The following is a 22,927-nucleotide window of genomic DNA, read 5'->3' as shown; positions in this document are numbered from 1 at the left end:
TCCGCCGCATATCCCGGCTGAATATGGTTCAAGATTGTTGGGGGCTATTTTAGCATATTACGCTGTGATCCGCAGGAGAGATGGGTGCAGCCTCGCAAGGCGATAATGATTGCCGCGCTCGTCGGGATATGCGGCGTGCCGGGCACCGCTATGGCTGCATGTCTGGTTGTAGCTACGCCCATGATCTTCGGGACGCTAAACCTTATTGGCAACGCCGCGAACGACGCCGCAGCGACCATCACCGTGACGTGCGGGGTCGGGACCAGCTATAATGTCGGACTGGACAACGGGGCTAATTTCTCGGCGACTCGGCGCATGAAGTCGGCAACGGCGGCTGCCTACGTACCCTATAGTCTATACTCGGACTCGCTCCGCGCGACGCCGTGGGGCAACACCATAGGATCGAACACGGTCGCGGGTACCGCCGGCGTATTACCGACTATCCTGTCGGTGTATGGCCGCGTCCCTGCCGGGACCGTGCCAGTTCCTGTCGACGCCTATCTCGACGTGATAACGGTCACGATAACTTTTTGAGGAGCGTCGACGCATTTGCAGCGCTCGGGTCCGTGCGGTTGCAATCAGGCGATACCCTTAGCCGATAATCGATGCCTTGAGACGCGGTCCCGCAAAGTCGAGGAATGCCCGTAGCTTCAAGGTCAACAGCGACGGGGCCGGATAAACAAGATGGACCGGCAGTGGCTCCGGTTCGAACGATTGCAACAACAGCAGGAGCTTGCCGTCGGCTACCGCCTCGGCGACCTGATAGGACAGAACGCGCGTGATACCGGTACCGGCGACCGCGGCGGCAATGGCAGCATCGGCCGTATTGACCGCAAAGCGCGAGCGTACCGGCACGGTGACGACCTGCTTGCCGCGTCCAAAGCTCCATACGGTATTCGCATACAGGCCTTCGAACATGACGCAGTCGTGGCTGGCTAGCGCGGCCAGCGTTTCGGGTGTCCCGCGAGCGGCGAGATAATCCGGGCTCGCACACGTTACCCGGCGGATTTCCCCGAGCCGTGTCGCCACCATCGCGCTGTCCGGCAACGGGCCCACCCGGACCGCAACATCGACATGGTCGTCGATTAGACTGACGACATGATCGGCGAGCACCAGCCGCGCGTCGATCTCGGGATAAGCCTGCAGGAAGGCAAGAACGACAGGCGCGACGTGCATCCGCCCGAACATGATCGGCGCGGTGATCGTCAGATGGCCTTGCGGCGCACGATATTCACCCGACGCCGCGCGTTCGGCTTCCTCGACTTCATCGAGAATGCGTCGGCTGGCGACGACATAGATCTGGCCGGCCTCGGTCAGCAACAGCTTGCGGCTGGTTCGCACCACCAACTGAGTGCGCAGATGCGCCTCCAACTCTGACACCTTCCGGCTGACCGTGGCGAGCGGCATGCCGAGCTTCCGGGACGCGGCCGACAGGCTCCCGCCGTCGATTGCGGCGATCAACGTGGCCATTGCATCGAGGCGGTCCATCAATGCTCCCGATCAATGGAAGGAAGGCTGTCGATATTACCGGATACTGCGCAAAATCGGAAGCGCCTAATCGACTGTCACCGGGCGCTGCAGCCCGCCAGCGACCAAGAGGAATGCTCCGATGTCCCGTATCCCGACGCCCGCCACGATCGCCGATGCACCCGTCACGTCGCAGCCGCTGCTCGAGGCCGTCAAAGCTCAATTCGGCATTGTGCCGAATATGTTCCGGCTGATTTCAACGAGCCCGCATGCGCTCGAGGCCCACCTCGGCATGCTCGGTGCGCTCGGCAAAGGCGACTTGGCCGCCCCGACGCGTGAGCGGATCGCGCTTGCAGTCGCCGAAGTGAACGGCTGTGGCTATTGCCTGTCGGCGCACACGTATATCGGCAAGCACATCGCCAACCTTGACGACGCGGAAATGACCGCCAATCGCAGCGGCGCGTCGAACGACCCCAAAGCCGACGCCGCAGTCCGCTTCGCCGCCAAGGTGGCACGTCAGCGTGGCCGCATTGGCGAGCCCGACATCGCAGCGGTGCGCCGCGCCGGCTACACCGACGCCCAATTGCTCGAGATCGTCCAGCACGTCGTGCTGAACACCTGGACTTTCTACGTCAACGAGATTTTCGGCACCGAAATCGACTTCCCCGTTGTCGAAGTCCGCAAGGCCGCCTGAGCCACTGGCCAGATGCCCCGACCAATCTGCTGCCTCCGCTTGCAGCCCTCCAATTTCAAAGGACCTGACAATGACCCGTAAATCCCGCCTCCTGGCGGCCGCCTTGAGCGCTGTCGTTACCGTTTCGACGCTCGTCATGTCGGTTGCCGCGTATGCTGCGCCCACAACGATCATCACGACCCCCGTTGCCGCGACCCAGGTTCGCTACGGCACGATCAAGGTCGATGGCCTGACCATCGCCTATCGCGAGGCGGGTGACCCGCGCAGCCCAAAGCTCGTGCTGCTCCATGGCTGGCCCTCCTCATCGCATCAGTATCGCGATCTGATCCCGGCATTGGCGGGCCGGTTCCACGTCATTGCCCCGGACTATCAGGGCTTCGGCAACAGCGCGCATCCCGATCCGGCGACGTACCATTATTCGTTCGACGCGATTTCGGTGACGGTCGAGAAGTTCCTCGCGGCCAAAGGTTTCGACCATTACGGCCTGTTTGTGCAGGACTATGGCGGCCCGGTCGGCTTCCGCATTGTCGGCCGCAATCCCAAGGCGCTCGACTGGCTGATCATCCAGAACACCAACGCGTATGAAAACGGCCTCTCGCCGGCGTGGGACGGCTTCCGCAAGGCCCTTTGGGTCAACCGCACTGCGGCCACCGAGGCACCGCTTGCCGGGTTCAACACGCTCGATGCGATCAAGAACACGGTCTATCTCGGCGGCTCGAGTCATCCCGAGCTGATCGCCCCGGAGAGCTACGAGACCGACGCGGCCTCGGTCGCCGGGCCCAAGAACCTGCGGATCCAGCTCGACCTGTTCTACGACTATCGGAACAATGTCGCGCTTTACCCGACGTGGCAGAAGTTCCTGAGAGACAAGCAGCCGAAGACGCTGATCTTCTGGGGTCAGCATGACCCGTTCTTCACTCCCGAAGGCGGTGAATCGTACCTGAAGGATCTACCCAAGGCAGAGTTTTACCGGCTCAATGCCGGGCACTTCGCCACCGAGGATAATCTGCCCTTCATCGCGAGCCATATCCTGAGCTTCTACGATGCGCACGTGAAGCCGAAGAAGTAGCCGACCCGGCGCCGGGATCTCGGATGCGTGATCCCGGCCGCCGGTCACCGAAGGAACGTTGAAATGCTTGATGGTCGAGGCTCCACAGTGAATGTTCCGGCGAGCGATATCGCCTTCACCGCGACAGTGAAGGCGATGCAGACGGCGCGCGGGTCGCGAGCCGCTTACGCCCGGCAGGAGGCGCTCGGCGGTTTTCACACGACGATCGACGAGAATCTGACGCAGTTTCTGGCGCAGGTCGACACGGCCTACCTCGCGACTTCCAACGCCGCCGGGCAGCCCTATGCCCAGCATCGCGGCGGTCCCAAGGGCTTCATCCATGTACTCGACGAGCGGACGATCGGCTTTGCCGACTTCAGCGGCAACAAACAGTATATCTCGGTCGGGAATCTAGCCGAGAATGACCGGGCGTTCCTGTTTCTGATGGATTACGCCCATCGCCGCCGGATCAAGCTGTGGGGCCGGGCGCGGGTTGTCACGGGAGATGTCGAGCTGACTGCTCTGCTGATGCCTCAGGATTATCGAGCGCGGCCCGAGCAGGTGATCCTCTTCGAGATCGAAGCCTGGGACGCCAACTGCCCGCAGCACATCCCACAAAAGATCGACGCTGCCGATGTGACGATCGCGCTAAAACGCCTTGAGGACCGTGTCGCAGCCCTCGAAATCGAGAACGCCGGTCTCCGGCACGAGCTTGGAAGGACCACGCCATGAGCCGCCCCCCACTACCGCCGTTCTCCGACGCCACCGCTGCGGAAAAAGCGCGGCTCGCCGAGGACGCCTGGAACAGCCGCGACCCCGCGCGCGTCGCCTTGGCCTATACGCCAGGGAGCCAATGGCGGAACCGCGCCGAATTCGTCACCGGCCGAGATGACATCGAGGCGTTCCTATCACGCAAATGGCAACGCGAACTCGACTATCGCCTGATCAAGGAGGTCTGGTCGCATACGGCAAACCGCATCGCCGTCCGCTTCGCTTATGAATATCGCGACGACAGCGGCCACTGGTTCCGCGCCTACGGCAACGAGAACTGGCAATTCGACGCCGACGGGCTGATGGAACGGCGCATCGCCAGCATCAACGAACACCCGATCGCCGAGGCCGATCGTAAATTTCTCTGGGCCTTGGGTCGGCGGCCCGACGATCATCGGAGCCTGAGCGATCTGGGTTTCTAACCGGCCCGAGGCCGAAATTGCTGACGTTTCTGTCGGTAACCGCGCGTCTAGCGCGGTCGAACTCATCGACGAAGCTAATCCTAACGACGGCAGTGTCGTGGTCTGAACAATCGAGGAAAATATGACACATAAGATCAGTTGCTTTGGCGCGGTCGCCGGTGTCGCTCTCTGCTTCGGAACCGCCGGCGCTGCCGTACCCGTGGCCGGCGCGAGTATTTCAGCGGCTGTTGCCAATCCTGGCAGGCCCGATGCCGATCGTGCGACAGATGCGTTACGGCATCCCGCCGAGGTGCTTGCCTTCCTGCACATTCAACCGGGCAATACCGTCGCGGATATTTGGCCCGGCGACTACTGGGATCGATTATTCTCGGACGTGGTCGGTCAGTCCGGACGAGTCTTTGCTGTCCATCTGGTCGAAGGCGACACGGACGACAAGATCGCGACGCCGCCGGCTGGGTCGACGGTCCTTGAGGGGCATAAGAACGTCGTGACCGTGGTTTCCCACGTCAACACACTCCGCCTTCCGGCGAAGGCCGATCTGATCTGGATCCGCAATAACTATCACGACCTCTACGACCCGTTCATGGGGCCCGCCGACATTGCGGCATTCAACAAGGCAGTTTTCCAAGCGTTGAAACCGGGTGGCCGATTTGTCGTCATCGATCATGTCGCGCCCGCTGGTACAAAGATCGAAGCGACCAATACCACCCATCGGATCGACCCCGAGGTCGTCAAATCCGACATGGCAGCGGCGGGTTTCCGGTTCGTGGGCGCGAGCGACCTCCTGCGCAATCCCGCCGACCCCCATACAACAAGGGTCTTCGATCCCACCGTCAGCGGCCACACCGACCAGTTCTTCTTCGTTTTTCAGCGCCCCAAGTGATCGGTTGCCGCTAGCGTGGTATGGCCGTCAGGTTTCGCTGCCGACAAGTCTCACAGGCACGTGTTCGCTGACGTCGTCGCAAGGCTGAATGCCATACGACGGTCGGTCGACCGGGATACGGCCGCTTTGGTAGTGTTAAAGACCTGCAGGTAGCAGCATCATGGGACGCACGTCGATTGCACCGGTGTGTTACAATGCTGAAAAATCTGTACGCGCCACGTGCGATGTCGTTGATAAGCACGATGCCGCCGCCAGCGAGCCACTTAGCCGGCAAGTCGGCGAATCCTAAGGAAGTCCTTGATTTCGGTAAGCGCAGCGCGCGCCGGCGCCATTGACAGACATTCCGCAGCGATTAACCTGACCGCCGGGCTGGGGGTTTCAATGACCGAAATGATGACGTCGCGGGCGCGCGCTGTGCGCTTGCTAGAAACGTGCAGTCTGGCAGCATTGCTGGTGACGGGGCAGGCGGCGAACGCCGCATGCTCCCCCAATCCGACCCAATCCGGGACCGCGACGACCTGCGCCGAGACCGAGTCCGCCGGGCTTGTCATTGGCACCAGCGCGACGGTCACAGTTTCCGCCGGCGCTTTGGTCACCGCGCCCGCGGGCGTCGATGCGATCGCAATCGTTCCTGGTACCGCAGCAGGAACATATGGGCTGTATGCGACGATCGAGGTTGACGGCCGGGTCGACGGCGGCACGGCGAACGGGATCAGCCTCACGAGCGGCGCGCTTCAGCCCGGCGGCTATCTCTTCGCCGGCAGCTCCGGCGCGATCACCGTCGCCAGCGGCGGCAGCATCACTGGCGCAACGGGCATTACGGTCGGCGCAAACCCCGGCAACCCGTACGGCACGGCGACGCTGTCGGTCGACAACAGCGGCACGATCGGCGGCTCGCGGCTTGCGCTCGGCAGCACGACGCCGACGCTCGCCTATTTCTCGAGCGTGACCAACGAGGCCGGCGGCACGATCGGCGCGATCAACGCCGCGATCGGCTCGCTGACCAATCGCGGAACGATCACCGGCGACGTCGTCGTGACCGGCATCGGCCAGTACGGCCAGGGCAGCCAGGTCGACACGAGCGGCGGCGGGACGATCTCCGGCAGCCTGACCTTGCCCGGCAGCAGCCAGCTGACGGTCGACTTCGGTACCGCTGCCGCCCCGATCAGCGGCATCGGCGGCTCGATCGTTACGACCGGCTCCGCGAACACGCTGCAGCTCGATTTCGCCGCCGACACGACACTGGCGACGCCGCTCGTGCTCCCCGCCGGCTTCAGCGCGGTCACGTATCAACTCGCGAAGGCGGCGACGCTGACGCTCGCCAGCGGCTATGCCGGTACCACGGCGCTGACGCTCGGCGGCGACGGGACGAAGACCGCGTTCGTCAACAACGGCACGCTCGCGACGGCCGGTCCGGCGATCACGGCGGGGACCTACGGCATCAGCTCGGTGACCAACGCCGGGGCAATCAACGCGACGTTCGCCAGCAACACCTACGGCTTCGCGGTCAGTCTCGGCCAGGTCGCGTTCACCAATAGCGGCAGCATCATCGCGACCGGAGGCGGCGGTCTCAACGTAAGCGGACCCGCCACCAACAGCGGCACGATCACTGCGAGCGGCATTGCGGTGCAGGAGTTTTCGACGAGCTTCGCCAACACCGGGACGATCACCTCGACCGGCGGCACCGGCTTTTTCGGCTTCGGCTCGAACGACCAGTTGACCAACAGCGGCACGATCACCGGCGCGCTCGTCGGTGCCGACCTGTCGAACGAGACGTTGGTCAACACCGGCACGATCTCGTCGCCGAACATCGGCGTCGGGCTCGAGCCGTATGCGACGCTCGACAACCGCGCCGGAGGGACGGTCAGCGGCGGGATCCGGGCGCCGCTTTACGGCTCCACGTTCAACGCGAAGGTAATCAATTCCGGGACGATCAACGGCGACGTCAACTTCGGGAGTACCGGCGCTTACTCATATTACGGCACCAACAACACCTATGTCGCGGCGACCGGCGGCATCCTCAACGGTAACCTTGTCCTTGGGGACGGCAACGACACGCTCGTCGTCGCGCTGGTGAACAACGGACCCGGCGCGTTCGCCGGCATCACCGGTACTGTAACCGGCGGCGGCACCAATGACCGGCTGCGCTATCTCGTCCCGACGTCGGCGACCGCGGTGGTGCCAGCGGCCGGCGGCATGTTCTCCCAGATCGGCTATGAGCTGTCCGGCGGCGCGACGCTGACCTTGACCGCAGCGGCGCAGGCCCGGTCGATCGACTTTGCCGGCACCGGCTCGGTCGACCTGACCGCCGACCTCAGCGCGACCGATAAGACGATCCTCAACCTCGCGGCGGTTCCCGCAGCGACGCCTTATCCCTATCCGGCCAACGCGCTGGCGGTCACCAGCCACGGCACGCTGAGCGCGACGCGGAGCGCCGCCGGCGTCTATTCGGCCAGTCCCGCGATTGTCTTGAGCGACGGCGACAGCTTCACCAACACCGGAACGATCGTGGTCACCGACCTGACCACGGGCGCTTACTCGCCGCTTATCGGGATCAGCGGCGGCGGCACCGTGACGAACAGCGGGACGATCACGCTCAACAACAGCGTCGGCATTTCGCTGAGCCCGTACGGCGGCGTCGCTCTGACGGTGATCAATTCGGGAACGATCGGCCAGACCGGGTCCGCCGCCAGCCAGGGCATCGTCGGCGCAATGACGGTCGTCAACAGCGGGAGCATCGTCACCGGCGGCGTGGCGGTCACCTTCTCCTCCGCGTCGGCGGGCGCCGCGCTGACGAATTCGGGAACGATCCGCAGCACCGGCGACACCGCCGTTAGCGCAGCAAGTTACGGCGCGGCGACGGTCACGAACCTCGCGGGCGGCTCGATTGCCGGTCAGGGATCGGCGATCGTCCTTGTCGGTGGCGGGGTCGTCGACAATGCCGGGACGATCGTCGGCAACGTCGTCCTCGGCTGCGGGTCGGGCGCCGCCAGCTATTGCTACTCGGGCACGTCGAGCAGCTACATCGCGCGCAGCGGCGGCACCTTGCAGGGCAATTTGACGTTCGGGGCCGGTGACGACGTTTTCGTGTCGTCCGACGGCACCACGGGCGTCACCGGCACGATCGACGGCGGCAGCGGCATCAACACCTTCGCGCGTACGTATGCGACGACCCAGACCGTCTCCGCCGCGACGCCACCGTTGCTGAACTTTCAGCAAAGCGGGATCGGCGCGAGCGGCGCGACGACGGTCATCACCGTCACGGGGCCGGCGGCGGGTCTCGACACCGGGCTGCTGTTCTTCGGCGATGGCGCGATCGTTAACCAGGCGAACGTCAACGCCGCGCCGACCACTAGCGCGCGGCATGTCGTGCTGCTCGGCGACACGACCGGCCAGACAGGAATCGGCGCGACGCTCGCTTTCACCACCACAGGCATCCTCGCCGACGGTGTGTCGGGATCGGCGCGCAGCTTCGACAACCGCGGGACGATCGGGTCGGCGACGCTATTGCAGCCGGCCGTCTCGTTGACTGCCGCCGGCGACGGCTTCACCTTTACCAACAGCGGGTCGATCCTGACGAGTGCGACAGGCGGCTGCGACGCCTGCAGCCAGCCGATCGCGGTGCTGGTGCAGACGCTTTACGGGACCGTGCTCAAGACGGCGTCCTTCGCCAACGTGGGGACGATCTCCGGTGGCATTTTGCTCGATCTGGCTGCGACCGATATCACCATTACCAATAGCGGCTCGACGTCGGCAGCGACGCAATCGCCGTATGGTTTCGCTTACGCCATTGGCAGCATTATCTACGCGTCGGGCGGCAACAGCTCGGCCGCACACTCGCTGACCTTCACCAACAGCGGCACAATCGCAGGCGGCCTCGAGTTGTCTGTGGTCGCCGACACCCTGTCGATCACCAACTCGGGGTCATTGAGCGCATCGCCGAACAGCCAACTCCAATTGACTGGATCGCCGGTCTATACGTACGACCCGACAACCTTCCGCTCTACCCGGACCGACACTTCGGCGGCGACGCTCGTCAACAGCGGCACGATGTCGGGTGGCGCATTTCTCGACACCGCGGCGAAGGCAGTGACGGTGACCAATAGCGGGACCATTGTGGTTCCCGGTGCGACGCCGACCGGATTTGCCGCACTCGCCGTATCGCAGAACACCTTGACCAGCGCGACGACGACCGTCGGCAACAACGGTACGTTCAGCAGCGCAAACGCCGGGGGCGCGGCGCTGATCATCCAGTCGACCGCCGCTCCCGACGGCACGACTGCTTTCGGAACCAATGCCACCGGCGCGACGAGCACGGTCACGGTCGCCAACAGCGGCGTCATCCGCGCCGACGGCGGCGCCGTCCTCGTCCCGGCCGACGCCACCTTCAACCAGCCCGCACAACTCGTCGCGGCGACTGCGCTGACAGTCAGCGCGGCGAGCGATGCCCCGTCGCAGGTGACGATCACCAACGCCGCGGGCGGCATCATCAGCGCGATCGGCACCCCGCAGCAGGTGACGTCGAGCGGGAACGTGGCGGCGACCGGCGCCTTCGCGACCGGCGGGTCGGTCGCCGTGCTCGCGTCGGCGAGCCGCGTTACCATCACCAATGCCGGGCAGATCGTCGGCGGGGACGGTTTTACCGCTCCGGCTGGAACGACGATCGTCGTGCCGCTGACGCCGCCATATGCCGGCACGACGCTCGCCGGAGCAATCCAGACGGTCGGCGCGATCGACACGCTGGTCAACACGAAGACCGGGTCGATCATCGGCTCGATCGACCTCGGCGCGGGCGACGACCATGTCGAGAATTACGGCACGATCAAAGGCAACGTCACACTCGGCGATGGCAACGACAGCGTCGTCGAATCGCTCGGCGGCGTCCTGACGGGGACGATCGACGGCGGGACCGGGACCAACACGCTGACCCTCGACACGACGGGCGGCGGACTGCTCGACCAGACTTTGCTCAACCGCTTCATCGGTTTCGCGGCCCCGGTCGTGATCGGCAACGGGACGATCACCACGACCGGCCCGCTCAACCTGCCGACGCTGATGGTCAGCAGCGGCACGCTGACGATCGCCGCCGGATCGACACTTCAGACCGCCGGGCCGGTGACGATCACCACCGGCGACGCAGCGGTCGCCATCACCAACCTCGGCACGATCGCCGGCGGGGTCGTCTTCGGTAAGGGCAACAACGCGCTGACCAACGCCGGGACGATCGGCGGCGCGGTCGTGTTCGGAGCGGGTAACGATACGCTCACCCTCCAGCACGGCAGCCGGACCGCGAGCATCGACGGCGGCGGCGGCAGCAATGCGCTCGTCCTCGCTGCGGGCGGGTCCGACGCGACGCCCGACGAATTCAACCTGTCGCAAGTGACGAATTTCCAGTCGACGCAGGTGACGAGCGGCGTCGCGGCGCTGTCGGGGACCTTTGCCACCGGCACGCTGACCGTCGCGGCGGGCCGGTTGATCGGGCGCAGCGGCTCGACGATCACCGCCCCGGTGATCACGGTCGCCCCGGGCGCCACCTTCGGCAGCGCGGGTACGGTCGTCGGCAATATCGCGGTCGCCGGGACACTGTCGCCGGGCGCGTCGCCCGGAACAATGACCGTCACCGGCAACGTCTCCCTCGCGAGCACGTCGAACAGCCTGTTCGAGCTGACGCCGGCGGTGAGCGACCAGTTGCTCGTCTCCGGCACGCTGACGATCGCCAGTGGCGCGACGCTGACGCTGACCGGCAACCGGGCGCTGACCCCCGGCGCCCCGCTCGACCTGATCGTCGCCGGCGGCGGGATCACCGGCACCTTCACCACGATCGCCAAGCCGGCGGCGATCCTCGGCTTCGTCCGCCAGTCGGGCAGTCGCATCCAGCTGTTCGGCGAGTTCGCCATCGACAGCAGCTTCGCGCCGCAGACCGCGCGGACCGTGGCATACGTCAACAGCCTGCTCGTCGGCGCGACGGCAAGCCCCGCGCTGCTCACCGCTGTGCCGCTCCTGCTGACCGCGGCGGGCGGCACCAGTGCCCCGGCATTCGCCGCGCTGAACGCCGAGCCCTACGCCTCGGCGAGCCGGATCGGTACCGAGAACGGCCTGTCGCTCGCCACCGCGCTGCGAACCGCCGGGGACAACGCGCTGTATTCGCGCGACGGCTGGTTTACCTTCGGCGAGGGGATCGGCGCGTGGCGGCAGTTGCGCGGCGACGCCGCGACGGGCGTCTCGCGCGCCGACGTCTCGAGCGGCGGCGCGATCGGCGGGATTGGCATCGCGCGCGGCCCGGTGTCGCTGACCGCGTTCGGCGGCTATCTCGACAGCCGCCAGTCGATCGCCACCCTCGGCGCGCACAACGTTGCCGGTGGCGCGACCGCGGGCCTCGCGGGGACGCTGACGAGCGGCGCATTCCGGGCGACCGCGACGCTCGCGTACGACGGCAGCGACATCCGCACGACGCGAACCGTGCCGGGCGCAAAGACGGTCGCGTCGTACTCGCTTCACGGATTTGTAGCCGACGCGACGCTGGCCTATGCCCTGCCGCTCGGTACGCTGCGCCTGACCCCGCTGGCCGGCTTCACGCACGTTGCAACGGTGCGCGGTGCCGCCTCCGAAACTGGCAGCGCGGCCTTCGACCTGACGGTCGCGGGAGTGACCGATACCGCGAACTTCATCGACGGCGAATTGCGACTAACGACGATTGCGAAGGCTCGTTTCGTGCCGTGGTTTGCAGCCGGCGTGCGGCATGAACTTGACGGGCGGGTGCGAACGGCGACGGGAGTATTGACCGGGTCGACCACCTCGCTGACAGTTCTAGGCGTACCGGTCGCCGCAACGGTGGCGAGCGCAAGCGCCGGGTTCAACTGGCATCTCACAGCACCATTGGCCCTATTCGGCGTGTATCGTGGCGAATTTGCCAGCGGCGAAACCGGTCACAGCGCGATGATCGGGGCTCGCTATTCGTTTTGACGCGGCTCCAGGTCGCTCTCTTCACAGCCGTGTGTGGCACGATCAGCGTGTGCGATGGTGTGGGTGCAGCCCTGCGGCTCTGATTGAGCGCTAGAGCAACTCGGCCGGATCGCTGAGGGAGTGGGAGATTACGATCTACAGCGTGGTAGGATCCGCCACCCGATTTCGCACCAGACACCCTCTCCATCACGGGCTATGGCTTGCAGCAGTGAACCCCGACCTCACCAGCGGCTCGGTGCATCAGACAGCGATGTTGTCAGTCGTCGATTGTCATAAGTTTGTCCGAAGGGGCCAAGGGTTGCGATTATGTCGACTATAGCTGTCACGGGCGGGACAGGCTTCGTCGGGAGGGTGGTCATCGGTAAGCTTCTCGACGCTGGCCATGACGTCATATCCTTGGGGCGATCAGCCAATGGTCAAATTGTTGATCGGGCAAATCCGCGTGCGTCCGCTGTCCGCCACCTAGTCGCAGGAGACTTAAACAGTCCCGATTATGGCGCAATTATTCCAGCCGGCGTCACGGCTGTCATCCACGCCGCGGCGCGCGTGCATGTGATGCGCGACGATGCCGCCGACCCATTGACCGACTTCCGCCGGGCCAATGTCGACGCAACCCTCTCGCTTGCTCGCCACGCCGCTCGTCGCGGCGTCGAACGGTTCGTTTATATCAGTTCGATCAAGGTCAACGGCGAGCGGACGGAGCCGGGTCGCCCGTTTCACAGGGACGATGTGCCGGCACCGCACGATGCCTATGGCGTATCAAAGCTTGAGGCAGAGATTGCGTTGCGCACGCTGAGCGAGGAGACGGGCCTCTCCGTGACCATCATTCGCCCGCCGCTGGTCTATGGGCCTGGCGCGAAGGGCAATCTCGCCCTGCTTGCCCGGCTGATCAAATCAGGGCTACCGATTCCGCTCGGTGGAGTTACCGACAATCGCAGGAGCCTCGTGTCGGTTGAGAACCTGGTCGATTTGGCGATCCGCTGCACGATGCATTCCGGAGCAATCAACCAGACTTTTCTCGCTGGCGACGGTGACGATTTATCGACCTCCGCGCTAATGCGGCTGATGGCACAGGCCATGGGCCGTAAGGCGCGGTTCGTGGCGGTGCCGCCATCGGCAATTCGACTGCTCGCCCGATGCGTTGGACGGCCTGGAATTGCAGAACGGTTGTGCGGGTCGCTGCAAGTCGATATTGCCCCAACACGGCAACGCCTCGACTGGACGCCACCGTTGTCGGTCAGGGCGGGGCTCGCGGCGGCTTTCAGCCCCGCATAAGAAAGCAGATAGGTTGTAGAATGCAGGACGTGCTGACGCTTATCGGCCGGACGAAGCCCATTTTCGACATCGATATCGCTGTCCACGATCCCGAGTTGCGCGACATTGTATCGGGTAGCCGCTTCTTGGTGATCGGTGGGGCCGGCACGATTGGCCAGGCGGTTGCGCGCGAGATTTTCAAGCGCAATCCGCGCGTGCTGCATGTCGTGGACATCAGCGAAAACAACATGGTCGAGCTGGTCCGCGATATCCGCAGTACGCTGGGTTATGGCGAAGGCGACTTCAGCACTTTCGCCATCGATTGCGGCACACCCGAATTCAGCGCCCTGATGCGCGGCACCGGCGGCTATGATTATGTGCTCAACCTCTCGGCGCTAAAGCATGTGCGCAGCGAGAAGGACCCATTTACCCTGATGCGGCTCATTCAGGTCAATATCCTTAACACCATCGATACGCTCGCGTCAGCCAGAGCTAGCGGGACGTCGAAATATTTCTGTGTGTCGACGGACAAGGCGGCAAACCCGGTTAACATGATGGGCGCATCCAAACGCATCATGGAAATGTTCCTGATGCGCGCCAGCCTCGACCTTCCGGTCTCCACCGCGCGTTTCGCCAACGTCGCTTTTTCCGATGGATCACTGCTGCACGGATTCAATCAGCGCTTCGCCAAGAGACAGCCGATTTCAGCACCGCGCGACGTTCGACGCTATTTCGTCACCCCTCAGGAGTCCGGCGAGCTGTGCTTGATGTCCTGCCTGCTCGGGGAGAACCGCGATGTCTTCTTTCCCAAGCTCAGCGAGCATCTGCACCTGATCACATTTGCGGAGATTGCCGAAGCCTATTTACGGCAGTTAGGCTTCGAGCCGGTGCAGTGCACGACCGAAGACGAGGCGCGCAGCCGTGCCGCCGAACTTATCCCGCAACGACGCTGGCCGTGCTATTTCTTCGACAGCGATACCACCGGGGAAAAGGATTTCGAGGAGTTCTTCACGAGCGCCGAGACGCTCGACATGGCCCGCTTCGACGGTATCGGCGTCATCAAGAACGCGCCCGACTTCGAAGCCGCGCTGCTCGACCATTTTGCCGTCGAGATTGGCCGGCTACGCGCGTCTGGTGTGTGGACCAAGGCAGATATCGTGGCGCTGTTCCACACGATGCTGCCGGACTTCGGCCACAAGGAAACCGGCAAATATCTCGACGGGCGGATGTGACCATGCAGCGCGTGCTCGATATCCTGCTTTCCGGACTGGCGCTGATCCTCTTGTCCCCGCTGATTCTTCCGATAGCGATCGCGCTTCGGATGACCGGCGAGGGCGAGGTCTTTTATGCGCAGCGTCGCATAGGGCGCGGCGGAGAGCCGTTCAGCCTGCTGAAATTTGCGACGATGCTGAAAAACAGCCCGAACATCGGCACCGGCAACATCACGGTCAAGGGTGACCCACGCGTCCTGCCGTTCGGCGGGTTTCTACGAAAGACCAAAATCAACGAGCTCCCCCAGCTCATCAACATCCTTCGTGGCGACATGAGCATCATCGGCCCGCGCCCGATGACCGAGGACAATTTCCGCGCCTATACTCCCGAAACCCGGTCGGCGATTGCTAAAGTACGGCCGGGGCTATCCGGCATTGGATCGGTTATCTTCCGCAACGAGGAGGAAATGCTTCATGCCAGTGCCGATGCACGATATGTACACACTCATGTAATCGGTCCGTACAAGGGCGCGCTTGAGCAGTGGTACGTCACTCGTCAAGGGCTGTCTCTGTATGTCGCGCTCATAGTTTTGACAGCGTGGGCGGTGGTGCGGCCGCAGTCGCGACTTGTTTGGCGGATGTATCCTTCACTGCCCAAACCTTCGCCCGAGTTGTCGGTGCTGTTCGAGGCCGCCGCCGGTTGAGCTGTTGCTTCCTCATCGCGCCGTACTCAAGCGACACCACCTGCCTGTCAACGATGCGCGTCGCCTTGCGGTGTGTCGTTGAATTGCCGATCTGGCACTATTCCCAAACTCATCTTTCGGCCGCAGCGCGATCGATACCCGAGGTGCCGTGCGTATGATCACCATTTCCGTCGTCAGCCACGGGCAGGGTGGAATGCTCGACCATTTGCTGGCCGACCTCGAACGTGTGGCGTCGACGTCGCCAATCGAGCTCATCATTACCGAAAATATCCCGGACGATTATCAACTCACGAATGTACCGACGTCGTGCCCGGTACGCTTCATTCGGAATGCCGAGCCTAAAGGCTTCGGGGCTAATCACAATCAGGCTTTCGCCCAGGCCTCTGGTAATCTGTTCTGCATCCTCAATCCCGACATTCGCATCCAAGACGATCCGTTTCCCATCCTGCAAGCGGAGATTGCCCGGTCCCATGCCGGGGCCATCGCTCCTGCGATTGTTGCACCAGGTGGATCGATCGAAGACAGCGCTCGCCGGTTTCCGACGCCATGGTCGCTCGCGATAAGGATGAGAGGCGGCCACGACGGCAGGTATAAGTTTGCCATCGGACAGGCGTCGATGGCTGTCGATTGGGTGGCAGGCATGTTCATCGTGTTTGAATCATCATTGTTTCGAGCCATTGGCGGGTTCGATACGCGGTTCTTTCTATATTGCGAGGACATCGACATTTCCGCCCGCATCTGGACTGCGGGCCGATCTGTCTATGTCTGCCCGCTCGTCGCCGCAATTCACGATGCGCAACGTGCCAGCCGGAGAAGCTTCAAACATTTGAAGTGGCAAGTCGTTAGCTATCTCCGTTATTTTGTTTATCATCCATTCTTTAACTTGCCGCCAACATCGGCTTTGACTGACTGAGTGATGCTTCGGCAAGGCGGGGCGTTGACCTAGTTGGTGTGGCGATGCTGACAGCGCGCCTCGACGTGCGGATTAAACAGCGATCCTCGATTGATTCGTGCTCATGGTGCGTGAGTCCCTCCGCGGACTAGGCCCGCTCCGGCGGCAGGATGCTGCCTCTGCAGCTTCCGACCGTTAGATCACACTCCGATTGCTCCATTATCCACGGGTCGAAGCGTACATATGACTTCGCCGTCGCCGCCAACATGGCAGGCGACGGAATAGCTCTCAGTTTTTATAAAATGGTGCGCCCGGAACGATTCGAACGTCCGACCCTCAGATTCGTAGTCTGATGCTCTATCCAGCTGAGCTACGGGCGCGCTGAGGGGGCAATAGGGGGTGCGGCGAGCGGATGCAAGTGCGCGTTCGGCTTGCGGGGCGCGGGCGTGCACCTTACGAGCATCGCGATGCGCGCATTCCTCCTCTTGCTTGCTTTCGTCGCGACCGGCTGCGCCGGAAAAGACGGGACGTGGCCCAGCCTCGCGCGGCGTCCGATCGAGGGCTCGAGGCCATCGGCTGCTGCCGTTGGGACCCCCGTCGCTACGGCCGCTGTCGTAACTGCTCCCGCCGCCGTGCCGCCGCCGGCGACAGGCGCCGGAGCTGCTATTGGCGACGTGCCGGCGCAGCTGGCGACGATCGACCGCGACGCCGAGAACCTCGGCACGCGGATCGGCGAGCAGCGGGCGGCAACGGCGGAGGCGGCGAAGTCGGCAAAAGGGACGAAGGCCGACAGCGAGGAGTGGGCGAAGGCGCAGCTCGAACTGACGCGGCTCGAACGCCTCGGCAACCAGCTCGGCGACCTGCGCGGGAAGCTCGACGGCATCGCGGGGAAGCTTGCGGCGGCGGCGGGCGGCGGCGCCGATGTTGCCGCGCCGCTCAAGGCGACCGGGGCCGTGATCGGCCGGGTCGATGCGCTTCAGGCTGAATATGACGCGAGCTATTCTGCGGCGTCGATGGCGGCGACCGCCGCTCCCTGATTGCCAAAGACCGCGCGGCGGACCGCGCGGGCGACGCAGTCGGCGGCAAGCGTACCGATGATCGCGAGCGCGACGGGGTCGACCCCGGTCGCTGGTCCGGTCGAGATGGCGAAGATCGTGTCACCGTCGAACGGCGTGTGGATCGGCCGGATGGCGCGGGCGAGGCCGTCGTGCGCCATCATCGCGACGCGCTGCGCCTGCGCGCGGGTGAGCGGCGCGTCGGTGGCGACCGCGCCGATGCAGGTGCTTTGCGCGGCGAGCCCGCCGGACCGCGCGAGCTTGGGCAGCGCGACGGCATCCTCAGGTGGCGCGCCGGGATAGACTTCGCCGAAGCTGTTGACCGCGACCAACGCGCCGACGGTGAAGCCGTGTGCCCTCACGCTGACGCTGCCGATACCACCCGGGCGGCTGCCGGCGATCGCGCCGAACCCGGCTCCCACCGCGCCGCTCGAGTCGGGACGGGCGCACGCTGCGAGCGCAGCCCGGCCGAGCGCGCGATGGGGTGGCTCGGCCCATGTCTTGTCGCCGCCGTTCGCCATGTCGAACAGGCACGCCGCAGGGACGACGGGGATCGGCAGCGGCCCCGCCGCGAGACCGACGCCGCTCTGCGACAGCGCGACCGCGACGGCATCGGCGGCGGCGAGGCCGAACATCGATCCTCCGCTCAGCACCAATGCATGGACGCGTTCGACGAGCGTATGCGGTGCGAGCGCGTCGGTCTCGCGCGTCGCCGGGCCGCCGCCACGGACGTCGACTGCCATCGTCATCGGCGCGTCGGGCAGGATGACGGTCACGCCGGTCAGCGCCGCGCGGTCTTCGGCATGGCCGACGCGAAGCTCCGGCACATCGGTGAAGCAGTCTGCCGGCGCGAAGCCATCGAGTTGTTCATCGGCCATTGTGCTACCGTGACGCATCGGGGCATCGACGGCCAGCCGTGTAGCGTAACTATCCGGCGCGCGGTTGGTTATCGCTGCGACATCGATTCGGGTGCGCCCTGGGAGACACGATTTGGCGACGGCGCATATCAACCGGATCGGCACTGCCGTTCCGCCGAACGACGTCCATGCCGCGTTCGTCAACTTCGTCCAGCACTTCATCACCGAACGGCGCGAGGCGGCGGTGTTCAAGCGGATGGTCAGCCGGGCGGCGATCGAGCATCGCTATTCGTATTTCGTCCCGGTCGAGAACCCCGACGGCTTCGAGGCTGACACCGAGGGCTTCTATACTCCCGACGCCTTTCCCGGCACCGCAGCGCGGATGGCGCGCTTCGCCAAGACCGCCCCCGGGCTGGCGATGCAGGCGATCGATGCGCTCAACCTCGACGGGGAGCGCGAGCGGATCACCCATCTCGTGGTCGCGTCGTGCACTGGCTTCATCGCGCCAGGAATCGACCAGCTGATCGTCAAGGCGGCGGGGCTCGATCCGGGAGTCGAGCGGACCGGGGTCGGCTTCATGGGCTGCTACGCCGCGGTAAACTCGCTGCGGCTGGCGCATCACTTCGTCCGCTCGGACCCATCGGCGCGGGTGCTCGTGGTCAATCTCGAGTTGTGCACGCTCCACTTTCAGCAGACCGCCAACCTCGAGCAACTGCTGTCGATGCTGCTGTTCGGCGACGGCTGCGCGGCGACGCTCGTCACCGCCGACGAGACCGGCATCGCGCTCAAGGACTTCCGCGCGACGACGATCGAGGATTCGGGGGAATCGATCACCTGGGCGGTCGGCGATCAGGGCTTCGATATGCATTTGTCGGGGGAGGTCCCGGGCAAGATCGCCCGCGCCCTCAAGCACGAGTATGAGCGCAACGACGATCGCGGGCTGCTCCGCGGGACGCGGCCGTCGGACTATCCGTTATGGGCGGTGCACGCCGGCGGGCGGACGATTCTCGACGCCGTCGAGACCGGGTTCGACCTCGCTCCCGACAAGCTAAATTGGTCGCGCGGCGTCCTCCGCGACTTCGGCAACATGAGCTCGGCGACACTGATGTTCGTCCTCGACCGCATCCTCCGCGGCATCGGCACGACGGTCGAGAGCGCCACCGACGGCTTCGGCGTCGCCTTCGGCCCTGGGCTGGCGGCGGAGAGCTTCCGCTTCCGGACGGTCTAAATGCGGAGCTTCGCCGAACGATCGCCCGAGTCCGAGATGATGGACGCCGACGGTGTGACTGCGGCCGACTTCGCCGCGTGCCTGCGCGACCTCGCGACGGTCAACACCGTGACGCTGGCACGGCCGCCGACGCTGAGGTGGCTTGCTGAGTCGACCGCGACGATGAACCCCGGGGACACCTTCACGCTCGTCGATGTCGGCTACGGCGAGGGCGACATGCTGCGGGCGATCCACCGCTGGGCGACCGCGAAGGGGTTCCGCCCGCGGCTGATCGGGGTCGACCTCAACCCGTTGAGCGAGCCTGCGGCACGCGCCGCGACCGACCCCGCGCTGGGCATCGACTACCGCACCGCCGACGTCTTCGACTTCGACCCTGCCGAGCCGGTCGACTTCATCGTCAGCTCGCTCGTCACCCATCATTTGACCGACCGCCAGGTCGGCCGCTTCCTGATGTGGATGGAGGCGAAGGCGGTCCGCGGCTGGTTCGTCAACGACCTCCGCCGCCACTGGTTCGCCTACTACGGCTTCACCGCGTTGGCGGCAGTGATGCGCTGGCACCGCTTCGTCCGCCACGACGGGCCGGTGTCGGTGGCGCGGAGCTTCGTCCCCGACGAATGGGAACGCGCGCTCGGCACCACCGGGATCACCGGGGCGACGGTGAGCCAGGTCTTCCCCTTCCGGCTGTGCGTCGAGCGGCTCAAGCGCACGTCGTGGTAGCCACGACCGTCATCGTCGGCGGCGGGCTGGCGGGCGGGGCGGCGGCGGCGCTGCTGGCGCAGGCAGGGCAGCGGCCGCTGCTACTCGAGAAGACGGCGGGCGAGCACGACAAGGTCTGCGGCGAGTTCCTGTCGACCGAGGCGCAGGCGCATCTGGCGGCGCTCGGTTTCGATGCCGGACGGCTCGGCGGGAGCCCGATCGACCGGGTCCGGCTGGTGTCGGGGAGCCGGAGCGCCGAGGCGCGGCTGCCGTTCACCGCGCTCGGACTGACCCGGCGGCGGCTCGATGCGGCGCTGCTCGATCACGCGGCGGCGGCGGGGGCGAAGGTCGAGCGCGGCGTCACGGTCCGGCAGGTCGACGGCACCGCGCTGACGACGACCAGCGGCGCGCTGACCCCGGCGAGCCTGCTGCTGGCGACGGGCAAGCATGATGTCCGGGGGGCCAAGCGCGATACGACCGGGACGCTCGACCATCTGATCGGGTTCAAGCAATATTACCGGGCCGATGCGGCGACGCTCCGTGCCCTTGCCGGGGTCATCGAGATCGTCCTGTTCGACGGCGGCTATGCCGGGTTGCAGCGGGTCGAGGACGGGATGGTCAACCTGTGCCTCCTCGTCGGGCGCCCAAGGTTCGATGCGGCGGGGGGCGGCGAGGGGCTGCTCGCCGACCTGCTGCGTGAGCCGCATCTGGCGCGGCGGCTGGGCAATGCGACCCCCCTGCTCGACCGCCCGCTGACGATTTCGGGGGTGCCGTACGGCTTCGTCCACCGCGGCGAGGACAGCGCGTTCCGCCTCGGCGACCAGGCGGGGGTGATCCCGTCGTTCTCGGGCGACGGCATGTCGATCGCGCTCCACAGCGCTCGGCTGGCGGCGGCGGCGGTGCTCGGCGGGGCGACCCCGGCGGCGTACCATGCGCGCTTCCGCCACGATGTCGCCGCGCAGATCGGCCGGGCGACGTGGCTCCAGCGGGCGGGCGAGACGGTCGCCGGGCGGCATCTGCTCGTGGCCGGGATCGGGCTGGTGCCGCCGTTGCTGCGCTGGGCGGCGGCACTGACCCGGGTGCCGCCCACCGCGCTCCGGCGTGCCGGGCTACAGATTTAACCTATTCCGCTAAGTTCAAAACAAGTTCACACAAACGCACGTGTTTTGCGTCTTCCATTTCCGCTCTAGGAAAACGACTCCGCAAGAAATTTCTGTGTAACGCACACTTTCCCGCACTCGATTTTACTTAGCCTATCCGGTTCATAATGTCAAGCCCGGAATGGTGGTCTCCACCCCGCTAGGCACGCCCGCGCAATTACGCCATCATCGGTAAAACCGTCCTGGGGAGGACATCGATCGTGGCAAGCATCGCACCGGTGACGAGCGGCGGCGCAGTCGTGCCGCCGAAGGCACTCGACCGCGCCTCGTGGAGCTGGGCGTTGTTCCAGGGCGTCCGCGATCCGTACGTCGTCCTCGTCACGATCTACATCTTCGCGCCGTATTTCGTCCGCGATGTGATCGGCAATCCGGTGCAGGGGCAGTTGCTCGTTGCGGCGGCGGCGAAGTACGGCGGCTGGATCGTCCTGCTGACGGTGCCGTTGCTCGGCGCGGCGGTCGACCGGATGGGGCCGCGCAAGCCGTGGCTCGCGGCGACGCTCGCGCTGATGGTGCCGCTCGTCGCCGCATTATGGTGGGTCACGCCGGGCGGGGTGATCGGGCCGCTCGGCGCGCTGGCGATCTTCGCCGCGATGAACGTGCTGATCGCGTGGTCCGATACGCTCCACAACGCGCTGCTGTTGCCCGCTGCCGGGATGGCGCGCGCCGGGGCGGCGTCGGGCGCGGCGCTGGCGCTGGTCAACTTTACTTCGGTGGTGATGCTCGCGGTGATCTTCGGGGCGTTCGCCCTGCCGGGTAAGGTCGCGTGGAGCTTCATCCCCGCGCACCCGCTGTTCGGCCTCGACCCTGTCACGCATCAGACCGACCGGATCGTCGGGCCGCTCGTCGCCGCGCTGATGCTCGTCGGATCGATCCCTCTGTTCGCCTTCGTTCCCGACGTCGCGTCGACCGGCACGCGCATCGGCGCGGCGATCCGTGGCGGTGCGGCCGACCTCATCGCGCTGTTCCGCGAGGCGCGGGGCAACCGCAATGCGCTCATCTACCTCGGCAGCGTCCTGTTGTTCACCGACGGCCTGACCGGCATCCTCGTCTTCACCGGCATTTATGCGGGCGGGGCGATGGGCTGGGGGTCGCTCGAGCTGCTCGCCTACGGGATGATCCTCAGCTGCTTCTCGGTCGTCGGCGGCATTCTCGGCGGCTGGCTCGACCAGACAATCGGGCCGAAGGCGGCGCTGAAGATCGAACTCGTCGGGGTGATCGTGTCGCAAATCCTCGGGCTCGGGCAGGGCAAGGACCGGATGTTCTTCCAGGCGTTCGACCCGCATGCCCACGCCCTTGTCTGGAACGGCCCGCTGTTCCGCACCCAGCCCGATATCGCGCTGCTCGTTTGCGGCTTTCTCGGTGCCGTCAGCGTGACGGCGGCGTACGCGTCGCGACGGACGATGCTGACGCGGGTGGTGCCGCCGCATCGGGTCGGAGTGTTCTTCGGGCTGTTCGCGATCGCCGGCAACGCGACGATGTGGCTCGGCCCGCTGCTCGTCGAGATCGCGACCGGCGCGACCGGGTCACAGCGGCTCGGGCTGCTGCCGATCTCGGGGCTGGTGCTGGTCGGGCTGGTCGTGCTGATGTTCGTCAAAGGCGGGGAGCGTCTGGCGCCGCGCTGA

General features: G+C 65.3%; 18 protein-coding genes and 1 tRNA gene. 16 read left to right on the top strand and 3 right to left on the bottom strand.

Features of this window, described 5'->3' with window-relative positions; all coding sequences use genetic code 11:
• The first annotated feature begins 105 nt into the window (after positions 1-105).
• On the top strand, positions 106-534 hold the full coding sequence (locus KTC28_RS01490; protein ID WP_216710152.1) for a Csu type fimbrial protein: 429 nt from the start codon (positions 106-108) through the stop codon (positions 532-534).
• Positions 535-591: 57 nt separating this feature from the next.
• Here KTC28_RS01490 and KTC28_RS01485 read toward each other — a convergent pair whose 3' ends face one another.
• Positions 592-1,488: a LysR family transcriptional regulator gene (locus KTC28_RS01485; RefSeq protein ID WP_216710151.1), complete on the bottom strand. Its 897-nt coding sequence runs from the start codon at positions 1,486-1,488 to the stop codon at positions 592-594.
• Positions 1,489-1,609: 121 nt separating this feature from the next.
• Between KTC28_RS01485 and KTC28_RS01480 the strand changes: the two genes are divergently transcribed.
• The 10 genes from KTC28_RS01480 to KTC28_RS01435 all read left to right on the top strand — a co-directional run bounded on the left by KTC28_RS01480 (position 1,610) and on the right by KTC28_RS01435 (position 16,330).
• Positions 1,610-2,161, top strand: coding sequence for a carboxymuconolactone decarboxylase family protein (locus KTC28_RS01480; RefSeq protein WP_216710150.1), 552 nt, complete (start codon positions 1,610-1,612; stop codon positions 2,159-2,161).
• A 103-nt stretch (positions 2,162-2,264) separates the two neighbouring features.
• Positions 2,265-3,230 carry an alpha/beta fold hydrolase gene (locus KTC28_RS01475; protein WP_216710149.1) on the top strand — a complete coding sequence of 322 codons (966 nt, stop codon included), beginning with the start codon at positions 2,265-2,267 and terminating at the stop codon, positions 3,228-3,230.
• Positions 3,231-3,293: 63 nt separating this feature from the next.
• Positions 3,294-3,941 (top strand): pyridoxamine 5'-phosphate oxidase family protein, encoded by a 648-nt coding sequence (locus KTC28_RS01470; protein WP_216710148.1) that lies wholly within the window; start codon positions 3,294-3,296, stop codon positions 3,939-3,941.
• Entirely contained in the window at positions 3,938-4,402 is a 465-nt protein-coding gene (locus KTC28_RS01465) for a nuclear transport factor 2 family protein (protein ID WP_216710147.1), read from the top strand. The genes KTC28_RS01470 and KTC28_RS01465 overlap by 4 nt, the downstream gene beginning before the upstream one ends.
• Before the next feature lie 121 nt (positions 4,403-4,523).
• On the top strand, positions 4,524-5,285 hold the full coding sequence (locus KTC28_RS01460; RefSeq protein WP_216710146.1) for a class I SAM-dependent methyltransferase: 762 nt from the start codon (positions 4,524-4,526) through the stop codon (positions 5,283-5,285).
• 381 nt (positions 5,286-5,666) lie between these two features.
• A complete protein-coding gene (locus tag KTC28_RS01455) occupies positions 5,667-12,248 on the top strand; it encodes a hypothetical protein (RefSeq protein ID WP_216710145.1) in 6,582 nt (2,193 codons plus the stop codon).
• Between the two features lie 306 nt (positions 12,249-12,554).
• Positions 12,555-13,523, top strand: coding sequence for an NAD-dependent epimerase/dehydratase family protein (locus KTC28_RS01450; protein WP_223132266.1), 969 nt, complete (start codon positions 12,555-12,557; stop codon positions 13,521-13,523).
• Between the two features lie 20 nt (positions 13,524-13,543).
• A complete protein-coding gene (locus KTC28_RS01445) occupies positions 13,544-14,734 on the top strand; it encodes a UDP-N-acetylglucosamine 4,6-dehydratase (RefSeq protein WP_216710143.1) in 1,191 nt (396 codons plus the stop codon).
• Positions 14,735-14,736: 2 nt separating this feature from the next.
• The gene (locus tag KTC28_RS01440; RefSeq protein ID WP_216710142.1) at positions 14,737-15,417 is read left to right on the top strand and encodes a sugar transferase; all 681 of its coding nucleotides are present in this window, start codon (positions 14,737-14,739) and stop codon (positions 15,415-15,417) included.
• Between the two features lie 154 nt (positions 15,418-15,571).
• The gene (locus KTC28_RS01435) at positions 15,572-16,330 is read left to right on the top strand and encodes a glycosyltransferase (protein WP_216710141.1); all 759 of its coding nucleotides are present in this window, start codon (positions 15,572-15,574) and stop codon (positions 16,328-16,330) included.
• Between the two features lie 282 nt (positions 16,331-16,612).
• Here the strand turns inward: KTC28_RS01435 and KTC28_RS01430 are convergent.
• Positions 16,613-16,689: transfer RNA gene (locus tag KTC28_RS01430), tRNA-Arg, on the bottom strand.
• Positions 16,690-16,776: 87 nt separating this feature from the next.
• On the opposite strand from KTC28_RS01430, the gene KTC28_RS01425 reads away from it, so the two are divergent.
• The gene (locus KTC28_RS01425) at positions 16,777-17,346 is read left to right on the top strand and encodes a hypothetical protein (protein WP_216710140.1); all 570 of its coding nucleotides are present in this window, start codon (positions 16,777-16,779) and stop codon (positions 17,344-17,346) included.
• On the opposite strand, the gene KTC28_RS01420 is transcribed toward KTC28_RS01425, so the two are convergent.
• The gene (locus KTC28_RS01420; RefSeq protein WP_216710139.1) at positions 17,307-18,242 is read right to left on the bottom strand and encodes a P1 family peptidase; all 936 of its coding nucleotides are present in this window, start codon (positions 18,240-18,242) and stop codon (positions 17,307-17,309) included. The two genes, KTC28_RS01425 and KTC28_RS01420, sit on opposite strands and share 40 nt — an antisense overlap.
• A gap of 112 nt (positions 18,243-18,354) precedes the next feature.
• Here KTC28_RS01420 and KTC28_RS01415 point away from each other — a divergent pair, with 112 nt between their 5' ends.
• The 4 genes from KTC28_RS01415 to KTC28_RS01400 all read left to right on the top strand — a co-directional run bounded on the left by KTC28_RS01415 (position 18,355) and on the right by KTC28_RS01400 (position 22,927).
• On the top strand, positions 18,355-19,449 hold the full coding sequence (locus KTC28_RS01415) for a type III polyketide synthase (protein WP_216710138.1): 1,095 nt from the start codon (positions 18,355-18,357) through the stop codon (positions 19,447-19,449).
• Positions 19,450-20,166 (top strand): methyltransferase domain-containing protein, encoded by a 717-nt coding sequence (locus KTC28_RS01410; RefSeq protein WP_216710137.1) that lies wholly within the window; start codon positions 19,450-19,452, stop codon positions 20,164-20,166.
• Positions 20,160-21,266: an FAD-dependent monooxygenase gene (locus KTC28_RS01405; protein WP_216710136.1), complete on the top strand. Its 1,107-nt coding sequence runs from the start codon at positions 20,160-20,162 to the stop codon at positions 21,264-21,266. The genes KTC28_RS01410 and KTC28_RS01405 overlap by 7 nt, the downstream gene beginning before the upstream one ends.
• 239 nt (positions 21,267-21,505) lie before the next feature.
• Positions 21,506-22,927, top strand: a complete 1,422-nt coding sequence (locus KTC28_RS01400) for an MFS transporter (protein ID WP_255602172.1) — start codon at positions 21,506-21,508, stop codon at positions 22,925-22,927.

The organism is Polymorphobacter megasporae, from assembly GCF_018982885.2.
Taxonomy (GTDB): domain Bacteria; phylum Pseudomonadota; class Alphaproteobacteria; order Sphingomonadales; family Sphingomonadaceae; genus Polymorphobacter_B; species Polymorphobacter_B megasporae.
The sequence above is the reverse complement of the archived record's forward strand: the minus strand, read 5'-3'. Positions and strand labels throughout refer to the sequence as shown.

What these genes read in the sequence shown, in the direction of transcription:
- KTC28_RS01420 (WP_216710139.1), bottom strand. Translation starts at nt 18,242, where the DNA reads ATGGCCGATGAACAACTCGATGGCTTCGCGCCGGCAGACTGCTTCACC.
- KTC28_RS01440 (WP_216710142.1), top strand. Translation starts at nt 14,737, where the DNA reads ATGCAGCGCGTGCTCGATATCCTGCTTTCCGGACTGGCGCTGATCCTC.
- KTC28_RS01435 (WP_216710141.1), top strand. Translation starts at nt 15,572, where the DNA reads ATGATCACCATTTCCGTCGTCAGCCACGGGCAGGGTGGAATGCTCGAC.
- KTC28_RS01470 (WP_216710148.1), top strand. Translation starts at nt 3,294, where the DNA reads ATGCTTGATGGTCGAGGCTCCACAGTGAATGTTCCGGCGAGCGATATC.
- KTC28_RS01480 (WP_216710150.1), top strand. Translation starts at nt 1,610, where the DNA reads ATGTCCCGTATCCCGACGCCCGCCACGATCGCCGATGCACCCGTCACG.
- KTC28_RS01465 (WP_216710147.1), top strand. Translation starts at nt 3,938, where the DNA reads ATGAGCCGCCCCCCACTACCGCCGTTCTCCGACGCCACCGCTGCGGAA.
- KTC28_RS01425 (WP_216710140.1), top strand. Translation starts at nt 16,777, where the DNA reads ATGCGCGCATTCCTCCTCTTGCTTGCTTTCGTCGCGACCGGCTGCGCC.
- KTC28_RS01485 (WP_216710151.1), bottom strand. Translation starts at nt 1,488, where the DNA reads ATGGACCGCCTCGATGCAATGGCCACGTTGATCGCCGCAATCGACGGC.
- KTC28_RS01460 (WP_216710146.1), top strand. Translation starts at nt 4,524, where the DNA reads ATGACACATAAGATCAGTTGCTTTGGCGCGGTCGCCGGTGTCGCTCTC.
- KTC28_RS01450 (WP_223132266.1), top strand. Translation starts at nt 12,555, where the DNA reads ATGTCGACTATAGCTGTCACGGGCGGGACAGGCTTCGTCGGGAGGGTG.
- KTC28_RS01455 (WP_216710145.1), top strand. Translation starts at nt 5,667, where the DNA reads ATGACCGAAATGATGACGTCGCGGGCGCGCGCTGTGCGCTTGCTAGAA.
- KTC28_RS01445 (WP_216710143.1), top strand. Translation starts at nt 13,544, where the DNA reads ATGCAGGACGTGCTGACGCTTATCGGCCGGACGAAGCCCATTTTCGAC.
- KTC28_RS01410 (WP_216710137.1), top strand. Translation starts at nt 19,450, where the DNA reads ATGCGGAGCTTCGCCGAACGATCGCCCGAGTCCGAGATGATGGACGCC.
- KTC28_RS01490 (WP_216710152.1), top strand. Translation starts at nt 106, where the DNA reads ATGATTGCCGCGCTCGTCGGGATATGCGGCGTGCCGGGCACCGCTATG.